General features: G+C 52.1%; 14 protein-coding genes. 9 read left to right on the top strand and 5 right to left on the bottom strand.

Going from position 1 to position 15,177, the window contains the following annotated elements; translation table 11 throughout:
* Nucleotides 1–96: 96 nt before the first annotated feature.
* The gene (locus tag LKK83_RS13635; protein WP_324631717.1) at nucleotides 97–540 is read right to left on the bottom strand and encodes a hypothetical protein; all 444 of its coding nucleotides are present in this window, start codon (nucleotides 538–540) and stop codon (nucleotides 97–99) included.
* 1,256 nt (nucleotides 541–1,796) lie between these two features.
* Between LKK83_RS13635 and LKK83_RS13630 the strand changes: the two genes are divergently transcribed.
* From LKK83_RS13630 to proC, 8 genes are all read left to right on the top strand, one after another.
* Complete coding sequence (locus LKK83_RS13630) at nucleotides 1,797–2,171, top strand: hypothetical protein (protein ID WP_324631716.1); 375 nt, start codon at nucleotides 1,797–1,799, stop codon at nucleotides 2,169–2,171.
* Between the two features lie 163 nt (nucleotides 2,172–2,334).
* Nucleotides 2,335–3,696, top strand: coding sequence for a ribosome biogenesis GTPase Der (gene der, locus LKK83_RS13625; protein ID WP_324631715.1), 1,362 nt, complete (start codon nucleotides 2,335–2,337; stop codon nucleotides 3,694–3,696).
* Between the two features lie 302 nt (nucleotides 3,697–3,998).
* Complete coding sequence (locus LKK83_RS13620) at nucleotides 3,999–4,991, top strand: energy-coupling factor transporter transmembrane component T family protein (RefSeq protein ID WP_324631714.1); 993 nt, start codon at nucleotides 3,999–4,001, stop codon at nucleotides 4,989–4,991.
* 83 nt (nucleotides 4,992–5,074) lie between these two features.
* On the top strand, nucleotides 5,075–6,592 hold the full coding sequence (locus tag LKK83_RS13615) for an anthranilate synthase component I (RefSeq protein WP_324631713.1): 1,518 nt from the start codon (nucleotides 5,075–5,077) through the stop codon (nucleotides 6,590–6,592).
* Nucleotides 6,593–7,268: 676 nt separating this feature from the next.
* The gene (gene pipX, locus LKK83_RS13610) at nucleotides 7,269–7,538 is read left to right on the top strand and encodes a transcriptional coactivator PipX (protein ID WP_324631712.1); all 270 of its coding nucleotides are present in this window, start codon (nucleotides 7,269–7,271) and stop codon (nucleotides 7,536–7,538) included.
* Nucleotides 7,535–8,200, top strand: coding sequence for a YggS family pyridoxal phosphate-dependent enzyme (locus LKK83_RS13605; protein WP_324631711.1), 666 nt, complete (start codon nucleotides 7,535–7,537; stop codon nucleotides 8,198–8,200). Before pipX ends, LKK83_RS13605 begins: the two co-directional genes overlap by 4 nt.
* A 568-nt stretch (nucleotides 8,201–8,768) precedes the next feature.
* Nucleotides 8,769–9,389, top strand: a complete 621-nt coding sequence (locus tag LKK83_RS13600; RefSeq protein ID WP_324631710.1) for a cell division protein SepF — start codon at nucleotides 8,769–8,771, stop codon at nucleotides 9,387–9,389.
* A gap of 108 nt (nucleotides 9,390–9,497) precedes the next feature.
* Nucleotides 9,498–10,307, top strand: a complete 810-nt coding sequence (gene proC, locus LKK83_RS13595) for a pyrroline-5-carboxylate reductase (protein WP_324631709.1) — start codon at nucleotides 9,498–9,500, stop codon at nucleotides 10,305–10,307.
* 417 nt (nucleotides 10,308–10,724) lie between these two features.
* On the opposite strand, the gene plsY is transcribed toward proC, so the two are convergent.
* The 4 genes from plsY to LKK83_RS13575 all read right to left on the bottom strand — a co-directional run bounded on the left by plsY (nucleotide 10,725) and on the right by LKK83_RS13575 (nucleotide 14,564).
* Nucleotides 10,725–11,408 (bottom strand): glycerol-3-phosphate 1-O-acyltransferase PlsY, encoded by a 684-nt coding sequence (gene plsY, locus LKK83_RS13590; protein WP_324631708.1) that lies wholly within the window; start codon nucleotides 11,406–11,408, stop codon nucleotides 10,725–10,727.
* A gap of 198 nt (nucleotides 11,409–11,606) precedes the next feature.
* The gene (locus LKK83_RS13585) at nucleotides 11,607–12,689 is read right to left on the bottom strand and encodes a DUF3086 domain-containing protein (RefSeq protein WP_442957314.1); all 1,083 of its coding nucleotides are present in this window, start codon (nucleotides 12,687–12,689) and stop codon (nucleotides 11,607–11,609) included.
* Between the two features lie 629 nt (nucleotides 12,690–13,318).
* Nucleotides 13,319–13,708 carry a DUF3119 family protein gene (locus LKK83_RS13580; RefSeq protein ID WP_324631707.1) on the bottom strand — a complete coding sequence of 130 codons (390 nt, stop codon included), beginning with the start codon at nucleotides 13,706–13,708 and terminating at the stop codon, nucleotides 13,319–13,321.
* 79 nt (nucleotides 13,709–13,787) lie between these two features.
* Complete coding sequence (locus LKK83_RS13575) at nucleotides 13,788–14,564, bottom strand: MlaE family lipid ABC transporter permease subunit (RefSeq protein ID WP_442957312.1); 777 nt, start codon at nucleotides 14,562–14,564, stop codon at nucleotides 13,788–13,790.
* Between the two features lie 203 nt (nucleotides 14,565–14,767).
* On the opposite strand from LKK83_RS13575, the gene LKK83_RS13570 reads away from it, so the two are divergent.
* Complete coding sequence (locus tag LKK83_RS13570) at nucleotides 14,768–15,064, top strand: hypothetical protein (protein ID WP_324631704.1); 297 nt, start codon at nucleotides 14,768–14,770, stop codon at nucleotides 15,062–15,064.
* Nucleotides 15,065–15,177: the final 113 nt, after the last annotated feature.

Here is a 15,177-nt window from a genome sequence, read left to right as displayed (position 1 = left end):
CAGTTATCGTTCTGAACCTGAAAAAAGCTGCGACGAGCGGTCGGTTTTGAGCGGGGAAAGCCTGCACAGAGAAAGCGCGGAAATTAAACCAGGGGTTCAAGAGAAAGCCCAGAGGGTGTTTTCTTTGAAAAAGGAAAAGAAAAACCCGCCGAAACATTCACCCGGAACCGTCATCGGATAGCGATCGCGCCTTCCATTTGCCGGCTTATTTCGTTTCTCTATACAAATGGAAAATCGAGCGGTTATGATTGTCGGTAATTGAAGCGGGTAAGAGACTGTCGAACGGTAAAAAATCCCCCCAGTCCAAAGACTAGGAGGAAGCCAGGGTGCAACTGGTAAAGATATTCCGCAATAAATCGCAAAAATCCGGAACCAATTCACGGCCAATTTCGCCTTTAGTAAAGTAGACATCGCCATTGCAACGCCAACGATTGCCATCGCAGGCGCTATGGAACTCGTCTTTATTTTTTTTTTCACCACAACTGCAATCAACCGCATTGATTCGCTCGATTTTGCCTCAATTCCAACATCGTCGTGCAAATGCAACCCCGAGGGGATTGAGTGAAGCGTTAGCGATCGCAAGCGCATCGCCCCTCACGAGATTTTTATTTTCCTGAATGAGCGATCGCCTACCCCGACTTTAAATCTCGTTTTTTCGCGCAAAAATACTGCTTTACACCCCAATCAATACAACAGTTTTTACCCGCAACGAGCATTTTGCAGAGTGCTTCAAACTCCTTTCTGCGTTGCAGAAAATTCAGGTTTTATCGCCACTGGATTTTTCTCATCCAGCCTCCCACAAAACCTTCCCGATTTTTTCCCTAAATCCGGGTAATCGCTGCACCCGTCGTGTTGTCGTAGAGCACCAAAATCAACGAGTTATCCCAATTTAAACTCAGTCAATCTTTGAAGTGTATTTTGTAGATGCCCCAGTATGATTGACATGCCATCCGCGCATTGGCGGGCAAACTGCCGCTACCGTTGCGGGTGTAGATGTAGGCATGGGCATTTTTTTACCATCGATAGATTTTACTGAGTTTGATGGGTACCGATCGTAGAGCATACTGCAATTTTGAATCCCTGTCAAGGGCTACCGACTATTCAGGGATAGTGGATTGCTATCGGTGACAGGGGAAACACCCCCTTTCTTCCCTGAGCCATTCTCTTCCCCCTGACTCATACCATTTTAATTCAGGGCGGCAACAGATAACCGAAACGAATTTCCGAGGCATTCAGCAGCACAACTTGCAACCGCCGCGATCTAAACATTGATTTCTCTGTGTGTTCGCCTCGGTGAAATAGGTCACTTCCAGACTCTCGATCGCATTCAGATGGCTGGTTCTTTGCCTCGTTTTTTGAGTGCTTATCACCCGATCGCGCTTCCCTGCAAGGGATTCCCCGCCGATCGCCCCATCCAGTTTTTGGCTCCAATTCTAGCCTCGACTTTTTGTGGCCACAGTTTGCCTCATGTTACTCTCCACCCTAGCAAAAAAAACGCTCCGGGGAAAGCTCCCCACATTTGTAGCCACGAAATTGCAAGAATGACAAGATGCACAGAATTATCCCCGGCGATCGCAGCAGCCAACTGTTAACAGCGATCGAAAATCCGACCCATTTCCGAAAAAAGGGTTTTCCCAGACAATAGAATCATTGCCACCCGCAAGCAAAAGCGCGATCGCGGGAAAATATAGAAACTGCACAGTTGCAGCAATCGGCTACAATAAAAAACGGGAGATAGGGAATGCGATCGCTCCTTCCCTTCTCAGTCCAAAGAACTCTTCCACAAATATCCGGCTATGAAACTCACCCCTTCCCACTTTGGAATAACCATAGCATTCCTCATTTTATCCGTCGGCTGTACCGAAACCTCGGCGGAAAAATTCTGCGAATACAATCCGGCAGAAAATCAGGAAAATCCCCTCGAACCCTCAGCCAAACTAACCCTTCGAGAATCCAATGGTAACGCCATTTTTACCTATCAACCCACCCCAGGAAAAAACCTAGACGAAAATATCACCCTTGCCACCAACACCGAGCTAATTTTTGCCAACACCGATTTAGACACAGCGCGGCTGAAATTAATTCAAAACGAAGACTACTATCACCAGCTCATCGGGAAAGAAACCGAACAAAGCTTTGCCGAAGTCAATCCAGGATTCACCTGTCGCTGAGTCAAACTTCAGAGCATTGAATTGAGGGAAACCCGCCGGGATAGCAATAGTGCCATTGCCGACGAGAGGATGGGGAGAAAAAAGATTCCGGCGTGCAAAGACTTCGCTATAATAAAATGATGCAATATTTTAGCTCTTAGCGAAAAAACAGGAAACTTAACCGATGGCTTTACCTATTGTTGCTATTATCGGACGACCCAACGTGGGAAAATCCACCCTCGTTAACCGACTGGCGGGAGGGAAAGAGGCGATCGTGCATGACCAACCCGGAGTCACGCGCGATCGCACCTACGCCGACGCCTTTTGGCAAGACCGAGAATTTCAGGTAGTGGATACGGGCGGATTAGTCTTCGATGACGAAACCGAATTTTTACCCTTAATCCGCGAACAAGTAATGGTGGCTTTAGCCGAATCGAAAGTTGCTATTTTTGTAGTAGACGGACAACTCGGCCCTACCGCTGCCGATCGCGAAATTGCCAACTGGTTGCGGGCGCAAAGCGTACCCGTGGTGCTCGCCGTCAACAAATGCGAATCCGTCAACGACGGATTAATTCAAGCAGCAGAATTTTGGGAACTCGGATTGGGAGAACCCTATCCCATTTCCGGGATTCACGGAAGCGGAACCGGCGATTTGCTCGATGTAGTAATTTCCTACTTACCGCCCCTGCATGAAATCGAAGAAACCCACGAAATCAAAGTAGCCATTGTGGGACGACCCAACGTGGGAAAATCCAGCTTATTAAATGCCTTTGTTGGGGAAAAGCGGGCGATCGTCAGTGAAATTTCCGGAACCACCCGCGACGCGATCGATACCCTGGTCAAACGCAAGGGACAAATTTATCGCCTCATCGATACCGCCGGGATTCGGAAAAAGAAAAAAGTGGAATACGGACCGGAATTTTTTGGCATCAATCGGTCATTTAAAGCCATTCGGCGGGCAGAAATAGTGCTGCTGGTGATTGATGCCCTCGATGGCGTCACCGAACAAGACCAAAAATTAGCCGGACGCATCGAAGAAGAGGGACGGGCTTGCGTTATCGTCGTCAACAAATGGGATGCGATAGAAAAAGATTCCTCCACCATTTACGAATACGAAAACCACCTGAGAGCTCGCCTGTATTTTCTCGATTGGGCCGATATGATTTTCGTCAGTGCCCTACAGGGGAAACGAGTGGAAAAAATTATCGATTTAGTAGAAAGTGCAGCCAGGGAACATTCCCGTCGCGTCTCCACTTCCGTGATTAACGAAGTCCTAGAAGAAGCCCTGCGCTGGCACACCCCGCCCACCACTCGCCAAGGAAAACAAGGAAAAATTTACTACGGCACCCAAGTCAGCACCCAACCGCCAACCATTGCATTATTCGTGAACGATCCGACCCGATTTCACGAAAACTATCGCCGTTACATCGAACGACAATTCCGAGAAAACCTGGGATTTACCGGGACGCCATTGCGCTTGATTTGGCGCGGGAAAAAAGCCCGAGATGTGGACAGCAGCAAAACCAATCGCGCGGTGAAAGTGTAGGGGTTGCCACAACCGACAAATCCGTAGGCGAAGGACAGGACAAAGCCTTGTCCTGTCCGTACTGTGGAGCTGATAGGTTCAGGGGGAGAAAATATTATCAAAGCCCATGCTTCTTCAGGATGGGAAAAGGCGAGAGATGGATTTTATTGAGATTGACCAGGAATGCCCAAGCGGAATGGCAAGGGTAGGCATTTTAATTGGTATGCCTTGGCAAAATTCGCGTATTTTAGGGCGAGTTCAGCCGGATTGCGGATAAAATAAAATCGCTATAAACTCGAAAAAAAATTACCATTTAAACGCTGATGGATTTACTGCGATCGCTACCACTGGGGCTATATCTCGAACAGCCAGTGACAGGACTGCATCGCTTAGATGCCAGAGTCAAACTCGGATGGCTGATGAGCTTTTTAATTGCCCCGGTCCTAGCCAATGCACCGTTACGGATTGGGTTAGTGGTGTTGCTGATTGCGATGACCGTAATCGCGCGGATCCCCCTGCGAGTGTGGCGACAGCAAATGGGATGGTTGCTGATGCTGGGGATATTGATATTGGGGATTACCGCGATCGCCCCCGACGGACTTTCCGTAGAACATCAACCGCGCCTCCCCGCCCAGGAAATCGCCTTTAATCACGAACCGCCAACCCCACCCGCCGCCGACTCACGCAATCCCTGGTACAATCCCTTCGGTTGGGGACAAGACAGAACCGTGCCCCCATCCCTGGTGGAAGATTCCCTTCCCCAACCCCACGAATATCAATACGTCATCTTTGAGCGGGGGCGGTTTAAAATTACCCGTCGCTCCTTGGATCTGGGTATCCGCATCAGCACCCTCCTGTTTACCCTGATTTATAGCACCAACCTGTATTTGCTCACCACCGCCCCCGAAGAAATCACGGCAGGCATCGAAGATTTGATGAGTCCCCTGCGGCGATTTAACGTCCCGGTGACAGAAATTGCCCTGACCTTAACCTTATCCCTGCGGTTTATCCCCTTGGTGTTAGAAGAAGTGCAAAATTTAATTCGGTCCGTGCGGACCCGCGCCATTAACTGGAAAAAACTCGGCTTGCGCGGCACCGCCAAAGTGTGGTTCACTGTAGTGGAAAGACTGCTAGAAAACTTGTTATTGCGAGCGCAGCAGATTGCTGGCGGAATGCAAGTGCGCGGCTTTACCAGTCCCAACGAGCATCGAGTGCGGTGGCACCACCTGCAATTGAAAGCGAGAGACTGGGTAGCGATCGCGGTTCTGTGTGGCTTCTGGGGCGTGCGCTTGGTATGGGGATGGCAAGGGTTTTGAAATCGGCGAGGGATGCAAGGATGAAAAAGGCGAGCAGAAGCGATTTATTGCCACCGAGACGCGAGAATTCAAAGGGGAAGTGAATGATGGAACCGATATTACCGTGGTTTTGGCGATCGCTTCCCCTAGAAGGGCGCACCGGATCGCAAATCTTTGCCGCACTTTTTGCGATCGCCGAGGCAAAAGGACCGGGGGAACCTTCTATCCACAACATTGCCACCCTGTTAGAAAGTCCTTATCCCACCCCGACGCCTAACCCCCACGCGCGATATTCCATCTGTGCCGGTGCGCCGCGTATCGTGGAGAATCGCCCGCGACTGTGGATCCCGCCCATTGGCGAAATTCTGCCATTCCTGCACCACCTGCTGGAGTGTTCCAAACAGACACCGCAACCGAAGGAATTGCCCGAGGGAGAGTCCCTTCCCTTCACCGGCGGGTGGTTGGGATGGCTGGGATACGATCTCGCGTGGGAAATCGAAAAGCTGCCTTATTTTAATCCCGATCCGCTTCCGTTTCCGGTGGCGTATTGGTACGAACCCGCCGAGTTTGCGATTTTAGACCACCACCAGCAAAAGCTGTGGTTAGCCGCCAGCGATCGCGCCGCACTCGAGGTGATGGAAAAGCGAGTTAGGGCGGGAAGTTCCGGTTGGGAATCGCCAGAGGAATTTGTGGGAGAAGCCGATTCCGAGGCGATCGCCACTCCCCTGGAGTTTCAGATATCGCAAAGCCAATATGAAAAAGCGGTGCAACAGGCGAAGAAATATATTGAAGCGGGGGATATTTTTCAGGCAAACTTGTCCTTGCGGTTTGAGAGCGCGATCGCCCGAGACAGTTGGGCGGTTTATCGCGCCTTGCATCAGATTAATCCTTCGCCCTTTGCCAGTTATTGGCAGACTCCTTGGGGAGAGATGGTGAGTTGTTCCCCAGAACGGCTGGTGCAGTTGCAACGATCCCAGGCGCAGACCCGCCCGATTGCCGGGACGAGAGCGCGGGGTGAGACCCCACAGCGCGATCGCTTCTTGGCGGAAGAATTGCTCGCCAACCAAAAAGAGCGCGCCGAACATATTATGCTCGTGGACTTAGAGCGCAACGACTTAGGGCGAGTGTGTCAGTGGGGATCGGTGCAAGTGAACGAACTGTTAACCATCGAACGGTACAGTCACGTGATGCATCTGGTGAGCAATGCGATCGGCACCCTGCGCCCCGAGTGTGACGCCGTTGATTTAATCCGCGCCATGTTTCCCGGCGGGACCATCACCGGCTGTCCGAAAGTTCGTTGCATGGAAATTATTGAAGAACTCGAACCCTTGCGCCGCAGTTTATTTTATGGATCCTGCGGATATCTCGACTGGCGCGGGCAACTGGACTTAAATATTTTAATCCGCACCCTGTTATTGGCACCGCCGCAGAAACCAGCACCCACAAATGGCGAGGAGACCCTCGGCGATCGCGGGAAAACCACCCCAGAGACAGCGCATCGATTGGTGTGGGGGCAAGTGGGGGCAGGGATCGTCGCCGACAGCGATCCCGAGAGAGAATGGCACGAATCTTTGCACAAAGCGCAAGCCCAAATTGCCGCCATGCAACTGGTCCTCAAGTAGGTGGCATCCTAGGCGGGCAAATTTGAGAGCGTTTTGAGCAGCTTTAGCCGCCGGAGAAACCCACACAGAGGAACTCGGATTGTACAATTTTAAACGGTTATTCAGACATTCAGGGAATCCCACGCCTTCAACTCGATGAAAGAATTGGATGGCTGATGGATCTAGAGCAATTGCCCATTTAATGGTAAATAAATGAAGAATTGTATTTTTTGATACGGCATCAGTACGCCGAAGGGTGAGCTGGAAGCCCGGAGATCTTGCCACAGGAGAGGGTCAGGGGGGAGTATGGTAGAGGGCAAATTGAGCAAATTAAGTGTGTCGATCTGCGCCTTGCGTCCCTAGGATTGGAGGTCAGGAGTAACGGAGATGGGAACAGTGGCTTGGGGGAAATTTTTGAGGAACAGATGAGCCAAAGAGCGAGATGTAGCCGATGGGAATTAAGGTTGGCGACGCGCGGGGAAACGCCAGCACAGGGATTGGGATGGGGGACCACAACGCCGCCAGAGTTAGGGGTGAAAATCCCTCGGGTTTTGCCAGACGGGGGCGATCGCCCGCACTCCTTACCTCAGCAATTTTCACCCGCTTTTCCGGAACCTCCACCGCACCTGAACAGCAATCCCTCAAATCTGTTGTGAATCTATAACCTGGCGATAGACAGCAAGAATCAAGAAGCTGAATGAACACCGAAACCTACCTGAATCATCCCAATTTTGGCCTGCTATTTAGGGTGTGCATGGTTGAAGCGAACCGCGAGTTATTCACCACCCTTTATGCCCAACGCCTATTTTTTCTGGTCATTTCCGAGCCTGAGGGCTTGCGATTTGAACCCGTTACCCGCAGCGATGCTCGCCTGCTGGTGGAAAACCGCCTGCGAGTGCTGCGTCGCACCGGACAAACGAAAGATTACGCTCAGCTTCAAGCTATTCACAAACGCACGTTTCAATGACTATAGCCGAACGGATTGCCAAAATTCGCGCCTCCTTACCCGAGTCAGTCCGATTGGTGGCAGTATCCAAGCAGGTGTCAGCAGACGCCATCCGGGAAGCCTATGCGGCGGGAATTCGCGATTTTGGCGAAAACCGCATCCAAGAAGCGGAAGGGAAACAAGACCAATTAGCGGATTTGTCAGATATCAATTGGCACCTGATCGGACATTTGCAAAGCAATAAAGCCAAACGCGCTGTAGAACGATTTTCCTGGATTCACTCGGTGGATAGTTTGAAAATCGCGCAGCGATTGGATCGTTTAGCCGCACCGCTATCGGTTAAACCCCAAGTTTGCCTACAGGTGAAAATCTTCAAAGATCCCAACAAATACGGGTGGCAAATTCCCAAACTGCTGGCGGATCTCCCGGCGCTGAACCAGTGTGAAAATTTGCAGATTAAAGGGTTAATGGCGATTCCGCCTTCCGGGTTAGCCGAATCGGAAACCTTCGCCTTGTTCGATCGCGCCCGGGAACTCGCCGAGGACATCGAGCAGCAACACTGGTCGCATATTTCCATGCAGGAATTGTCGATGGGAATGTCAGGAGATTATCATTTGGCGGTGAAAGCGGGAGCCACAATGGTTAGGTTGGGGACGATTTTGTTTGGCAAGCGATCGCCTTAACGTTTTTCCGGAGAATTTGCAGTAGGATAAGGGGTAGAGAAATTACTCCCACAAAAGCGCCCAAACCCAAAAGTTGAAAATAACCTTAACTGGGATAGGAATTATAGGGTCGAACTCAAACCCCGAAAGCCTCGCCAAATCACCAACCTTGCTTTTAAGATGTGGAGAGCGCGCGGGTGATGTGACAATCTACAATAGACTGTTAACCTGGGTAGGGTCGAGCAATGAAATGGGCAGCATTAGCTGTTAGGGCAAGGCTACAGAAAAAGCGGTTCGAGCATTGGCGCTCGGTTCTTCTCCAGAAAAGTCATCCCCTTTTCCCGCCGTGGCTGAGCATTGCCTCCCACACCGGAAAGGTGGATGTAGGCCAGATTAATAAGGCCATTGTCACAACCGAGACAGACATGGTGCGCGCAATCCGCGCTTCGCGCTTTGGTGGAGGCCGGCAATATTTCGATCGTCGATGGGAATATTGCACGGAAGGGACAAAGTTAATCTTTGTTTGGTAGTCATCTATCAGCTAAAACATCTGCCCTCATTTAACCCTAGTTTTGATGGAGCGAAAACCGTGAATACGATTTTTTCCAAGCTACGAGATATGGTGGGGATCAACGATCCCGTGGATTATGAGTACGAGTATGACGAAATAGAAGGGGAAGGGTATCAAAACCTGTACCAAGAACAACCAGCCGCAGCGTCTCCGGAAGCGGAAGCGCGTCGGAATAGAGGAAACCTTCGCGATCGCACTTCGGGGATGGGTATGGTTGGAACAGAAGGGGCTATGGGGTCTAGCATGAACGCGATGAATAACGTGATTGGGTTGCCTGGAGCCAACAACGGCATCTCGGAAGTGGTGGTGATGGAACCCAAGTCTTTTGAAGAAATGCCCCAAGCCATTCAAGCCCTGCGGGAACGCAAATCTGTGGTTTTGAACCTGACAATGATGGATCCCGACCAAGCGCAACGGGCGGTTGATTTCATTGCCGGTGGCACCTACGCCCTGGATGGTCATCAAGAGCGGATCGGGGAAAGCATCTTCCTGTTTACCCCCAGCTGCGTGCAAGTCAGTACCCAAACCGGCGTGGTTCACGAGGTTCTACAACCCCATTTACGCGCCTCCCGTCCCCCCGCAGGCGGACAACCTGCCGCAACTTGGACTCCAGGGCAGTCCCAGATGGCAGCACAGTAATTTGAGTCGGACATCGGTGGTGGGTGGTTCCTGGGGGCGATCGCTCCCGATCCCTGCCGCACCGCCGATCGCCGGATGAGCTGAAAGTAGATTAAAAATATTGGACCATTGTCTATTAAATTTGGCATCATTGGCGGCGGGGTAATGGGAGAAGCTCTCTTATCCCGCCTTCTTTCTCGAGAACTTTATCGCCCGCAAGAGGTTTTGGTGAGCGATCCGAATGCGGACCGCTTGCAAACGTTAGAAAAACAATATGGTGTAGGGGTGACGTCGGACAATCACGCCGCCGCCGGTGCCACTGAGGTGCTGCTGCTGGCGATTAAACCCCAACTGTTCGATCGCGTCACGGCAGATCTGCCGACTCCGGGTACAGCACAGCAGGTGCCGGTGGTGATTTCGATTTTGGCGGGGGTTCCGTTAAGCAAATTGTCCGCCGCTTTTCCCGAAGTGCCCACCATCCGCGTCATGCCGAATACACCGGCAATCGTGGGGGCCGGGATGTCGGCGATCGCTGCCGGTCCTGGAGTTGAACCCCATCACCTGGAACGCGCCAAGCAGGTGTTGCAAGCGGTGGGGGAAACGATTGAAGTCCCCGAATCTCTGATGGATGCCGTCACCGGGGTTTCCGGATCCGGTCCGGGCTATGTGGCGATTTTAATCGAAGCCTTGACAGATGGCGGGGTTTGTGCTGGGCTGCCCCGGGCGATCGCCGCTCAACTGGCGTTGCAAACCGTACTCGGTACGGCAACCCTGATGCGCGAGAATTCCCTCCATCCCGCCGAACTGAAAGATCGCGTCACCAGTCCGGGAGGAACCACGATCGCCGGCATCGCCGCACTGGAAAAAGCCGGATTTCGATCCGCGATTATCGAAGCAGTGCAAGCCTCCGCCGCCCGATCGAAAGAACTGGGAAAATAATTGGCGATCGGTAACGCTGAAGAATTGAGCAGGGGCGATCGCAACTCCTCAATTCTTCAGTTGGGATTTTGCCGAATGTTTTCCCTTCCCCGACAAAAATTTATCGCAATTTTATCCAATTGCCCTCGAAATCCACCGCCTTTCTGGATATGGCAGTAGCCTGTCCCGAGGTTAGATAGGCATCAATATTAAACTCAGTATTTGCCTAAATTCTAATCACGAATTTAGGCATTTTTTAACCTTAAAAATCGACGATTAATCCATAAAAAACAATTTTGAAGTTGATTATTTAGTTGAGTAAAACTACCCGGCGAAAAAAGTAGAATGAAGAGATAAAAATTGAGACCGTTAAAATTGAGAAAATGCTCTATTATCGAGCCTCAATTTTTCCCCTTCCCCCTTGAAACTGGGGATAGTTTAAGATTGAAGACTTTCCGATTGCTGCTGTAGTTTTTGGCCGATGCGAGGTTCGGTGCCTGCCATCAGACGCCCGATATTGCTGCGATGGAGCCAAATAACATAAAAACCCGCGCAGAATCCAAATAAGAGATAGGGCAGGGGTTGATTCATCAAAAACATGACAGCGGGGAGGGCGATCGCACCGGACATCGAACTGAGAGAAACGATGCGTGAAATCGACAACATGATGCCAAACACGCTGAATGTTAGTAAAGCCACCGGCCAACAAAGAGCCAACAAAACGCCGAGACTGGTGGCCACCGCTTTTCCGCCGCGAAACTCAATCCACACTGATTTGGTGTGACCCACCAAAGCGGCGATGCCTGCTACCATTGCCATCCAATACACCCAAATCGACGGATCCACCGTCGGGGGTGCCAATTGGGTCATTGCCGGCCAAGAATAGAGCGCGCGAACCAGAGCGATCGCGGCAATGCCTTTCGAGACATCCACCAAAAACACAAACAAAGCGGCTCCTTTGCCCACCGTTCTGAGGACATTGGTGGCACCTGTAGAGCCAGAACCTTCCTCGCGAATATCAATTCCGAGTTGTTTGCGAGCCACAATATATCCGGTAGGAATCGAACCGAACAAATATCCCGCTATCAACAAAGAAAAATTTATAACAAGCCAGAGAACCATCGCTATCCTTGAGGTAAAACTTGAGACGATAAAAAAACAAACCAATCGAATTGCACCCCGCTAGGACAAGCAAACCGCACCGAGACGATCGCGTTCCCCCCGTAGCGATCGCGCGCCCTAGGTGGTTTGCTGCGCGCGATCGGCCAGAGAGTGCCGCACAGAGCCGTCCCCTCGTCCCGGGCAACTGGCCTGTGTGTGCTACAGAACCGTTGGCACTTCCGGATCCGGCGCGAAAGCCAGCCACAGGGGAAATTGTAGCAGGGATAGATTAACTTCGTTTTCCGTCTCATCAATGACGATTAGCGGCATTTGCTTTTGTTTGAGCAAGCGGTCGGCTTTTTGGGCCACCGCTTCGGGGGCTTCAAACAGAACCACCCCGCGATCGGGACCAAAATCAATGCGAGAAATGCCCAGACAATCTTGCAACCCCCTGCGCCATTCTCCCAGACGTTCCGGAGTATTGGCGAGTAGCAGGGTGCGGAGGCGATCGCCATAAAGGGTTTTGAGCGCGGAAATTGCCGCCGAGGTCACCAAAATATTTTGCAAGCGGCTACCCATCGTCCGGATCGCCCCGCGACCCCCTTGAGTGAAAAACCACTGAGAAAGGCGCTGTGCGTGAACTGGTTCAAACGTCCGACGCAGTTGCCATGCCGGTCCGTAATAATCCGGCATCGTGCGATATTTATCCAACATGCGGCGAATGTGTTTGGCTTGGTCTTGAAACCCGCCTTCGGCAAACTTGGGCATGACCAAGCGATCGCCCCTGCGATCGCCCCTGCGATCGCCCCCGCGAGTCGGTTTAGCCGGGGGTCTTTGCGGTTCCGGTTCTTCCGGTGTCAGCTCCAATTGCTCCACCGCATTCACCAAATCCTGCAAACTGCCGGACAAGTAATCTTTAAATCCCTGCACCCGAATGGCCAAATCTTGGGAGACCCCAGCAAAGGTGGTTCGCATTTCCGAGCGGATCCGCTCCTGACGCCGTTCGAGCTGTTCCACGCTAATTTGCAGGTGATGCTTGCGCTGTTCTAACTCGCTCAAGGCATCTTTCACCAACCGCCCCATCGCTGCTTGGGTATCGGCGAGTTGCCCTTGCATCAAATCAGCCCGAGAGGCTTGCAACTGGGTAATTTCCTCTTGCAACGCGAGTTTTTGATGTTGCAATTGAGCCACTTGTCGTTCCAACGCCGCGACTAATGCTTCTGGGGTTTCGGCATTTTCTTCTGCATCCGATGGCGGGGGCGCATCTGTGGGTTCGCGGGTTTCCGCAGTGGCAGTTCCCACGGCTTCCAGGTCTTCTAACGCTGCTGGCGTGGCGGCATTTTCTTCCGCATCTGAGGGCGGGGGCGCGTCAGTGGGTTTGCTGGTTTCCGCCGACTGGATGTTGAGAGGTGCCGCAGGTTGAGTCTCCTCGGGGGTGGGTTCGGGTTCCGGAGTGTCTGGGGGTGCGCTTTCCGTAGCCGGTTCTGCCCATTCATCCTGGGAGAGTCGCACATCCATCGGTGGCGTGGGTTCAGGAGCCTCAGTGTTGGTGGTGCCAGACTCTGCAGGGTCGCTCTCCGGTGTCGGTTCTGCCCATACATCTTCGGACAGATCCACCGCCGGGGGGGCGGGAACCGCAGAAGGGTCGCCCGCCGTCAGCGAGGACCCCGGAGGATCCTGGCCGATCGCGGTTTCCAGGTCGATGGGGCGATCGCTTTCTCTGGGTTCTGGGGTTTGGGTTTCGTCTGAATTCATGGGCAAGGGATATTAGAGAATGAATCTTCAATGGGCGGACAGGCGGGGAGGGTTCGGCCCCGGGCAGCACCAGTGGTGGGAGTGTCCTAGGAGGCATTGTAGCCGAAGGAGGGACTGAGGGCGAATGGGGGTGGGGAAGTGCAATTGACTCCCCCACCCCCCGGGATTGGTTCAGATTACTGCTTGTAGGGACAGCGTTCTTCTAAGCAGGTTTGCAGCATCTTCGCATCGAACAGAATCGGCAGAAAATGGATGCTTTTGACTTCTTTGAAGTAAAACAAAATGGGCACCGAGGGCCAGAAGATGCGCCAATTTTCCCATTCTTTGTAAGGAAAGCGGCGAATCAAGGTTTCGGTGCGGTAAACGTCGAGAGCGGTGGGGGTAAATTCCAGGCGAATGGTTGCCGTTTGATACATCAGAAATAAGCCAAACAGGGCGATCGGCAAACTGAGCAAGGGTTGAATGGCCAGCAAGGGCACCGCACCGATGAGGAATGCCCAAGGGAGTACGTAACTCGGCGAGAGTTTAACGGTTTGTCGGATTGAGGTGGAAGGGGTAGTGGTCACGGTGATTTTGGGGAAAGCGTTTGTCGGGTGTACTTGTGGATCTGTGGATCTATTTTAGAGGGTGAAGGGCGGCGAGGGATTAGAATACGCCGGTGCCCACGCCTTGAAACATCAGCCAGGAGAGAAAAAAGTTGAAAATGAAGATGGCGAGCAAGGAGGTGACTACGGCGGTGGTGGTGGACTGTCCGACTCCTTTGGCTCCCCCGGTGGTGGTCAAGCCCCAGCTACAGCCAATCACGGCAATCACTCCGCCGAAGCAAATGGCTTTAATCGAGGCGCTGACGAGATCCCAAAAGCCGAGGAGGGTGCGAACGGAGTCGAGAAAGATGGTTTGAGAAATGGTGTACAAGTTGGTGGCAATGACGAGTCCGCCAACCATGCCGGTGAGAAAGGAGAAGAGGGTTAAAATGGGCAGCATCACGCAGCAGGCGAGGACCCGGGGAATGACCAGGTAATCGATGGGATCGGTTTTGAGGATATAGAGGGCGTCGATTTGTTCGGTGACGCGCATGGTGCCGAGTTCCGCAGCAAAGGCGGATCCCACTCGTCCCGCGAGGACTACGGCGGTGAGAACCGGGGCGAGTTCGCGGGATAAGGCGAGGGCTAATACGCCGCCCACGGCGCTTCCGGCCCCGAAGTTGATAAATTCTCGCGCTACTTGAATGGTGAAGACCATGCCGACAAAGGTGGCGGTGACTAAGGCGATAAAGAGGGAGTCTGGCCCGACAAAGGCCATCTGCTCGAAGGTGTTGCGACGGTGGATTTTGCCACTGAGCAGGTGAAACATCACTTGCCCCCCTAGCACGATCGCCGCGAGCAGTCGCTGACTCCATATTGCCAAGCTGGATTTGTGCAAGGGTTTACTCACTCGGGTTTCTATCTCGATTCGGACCGCTGTATTGACCTCGGTGCTTTACAAATTTTAACTAACTTTTTTAATAAAAACTTAATATTTGTGACAGTTCTGACCAATTTAGGCGATCGCGCCTATCGTAGAAATCAACTCGGGTCTTTTTTTTGACTTTGGGTTGCACAGTTACTCCCCCTAAGTTGCTTGATATGAATATTTTGCCTAATTTTCTGCGATCGCTGCTTTTAACCAGTCTCCTCAGTTTTGCCGCACCCAGTCTGCCGATCGGATTTGGTTTGGCGGGATTCTCTTTGCTCGGCCATCTGCCTGGGTTCAGAACTATCGGCCAGTCGGGTGTCAAGCATTTGTTACAATTCTTATCAACCTTTGGCAGCGGTCGCCCCTTGCAAGGGTTGCTCGTCATTGGTCTGACCTGTAGTTTGGTGGGCGCGTTGTTCGACGCCTATGCTTTCTGTCAATATCAAAATCTGGGGGGGGACGAGTAAATCATTTGAACTCGATCGTGTTTTTTGGGGGGGGTAGAGGGTGAACCATATGGAGATATCCGCGCATTCTACCACAGGGAAAGCCTCTCGACCAAATATTCAAATAAAAAATG

This window comes from Phormidium sp. CCY1219 (genome assembly GCF_035615515.1).
Lineage (GTDB): Bacteria > Cyanobacteriota > Cyanobacteriia > Cyanobacteriales > Laspinemataceae > CCY1219.
Note: the sequence above shows the minus strand (reverse complement) of the source record. Positions and strands in the feature narration are given on the sequence as shown.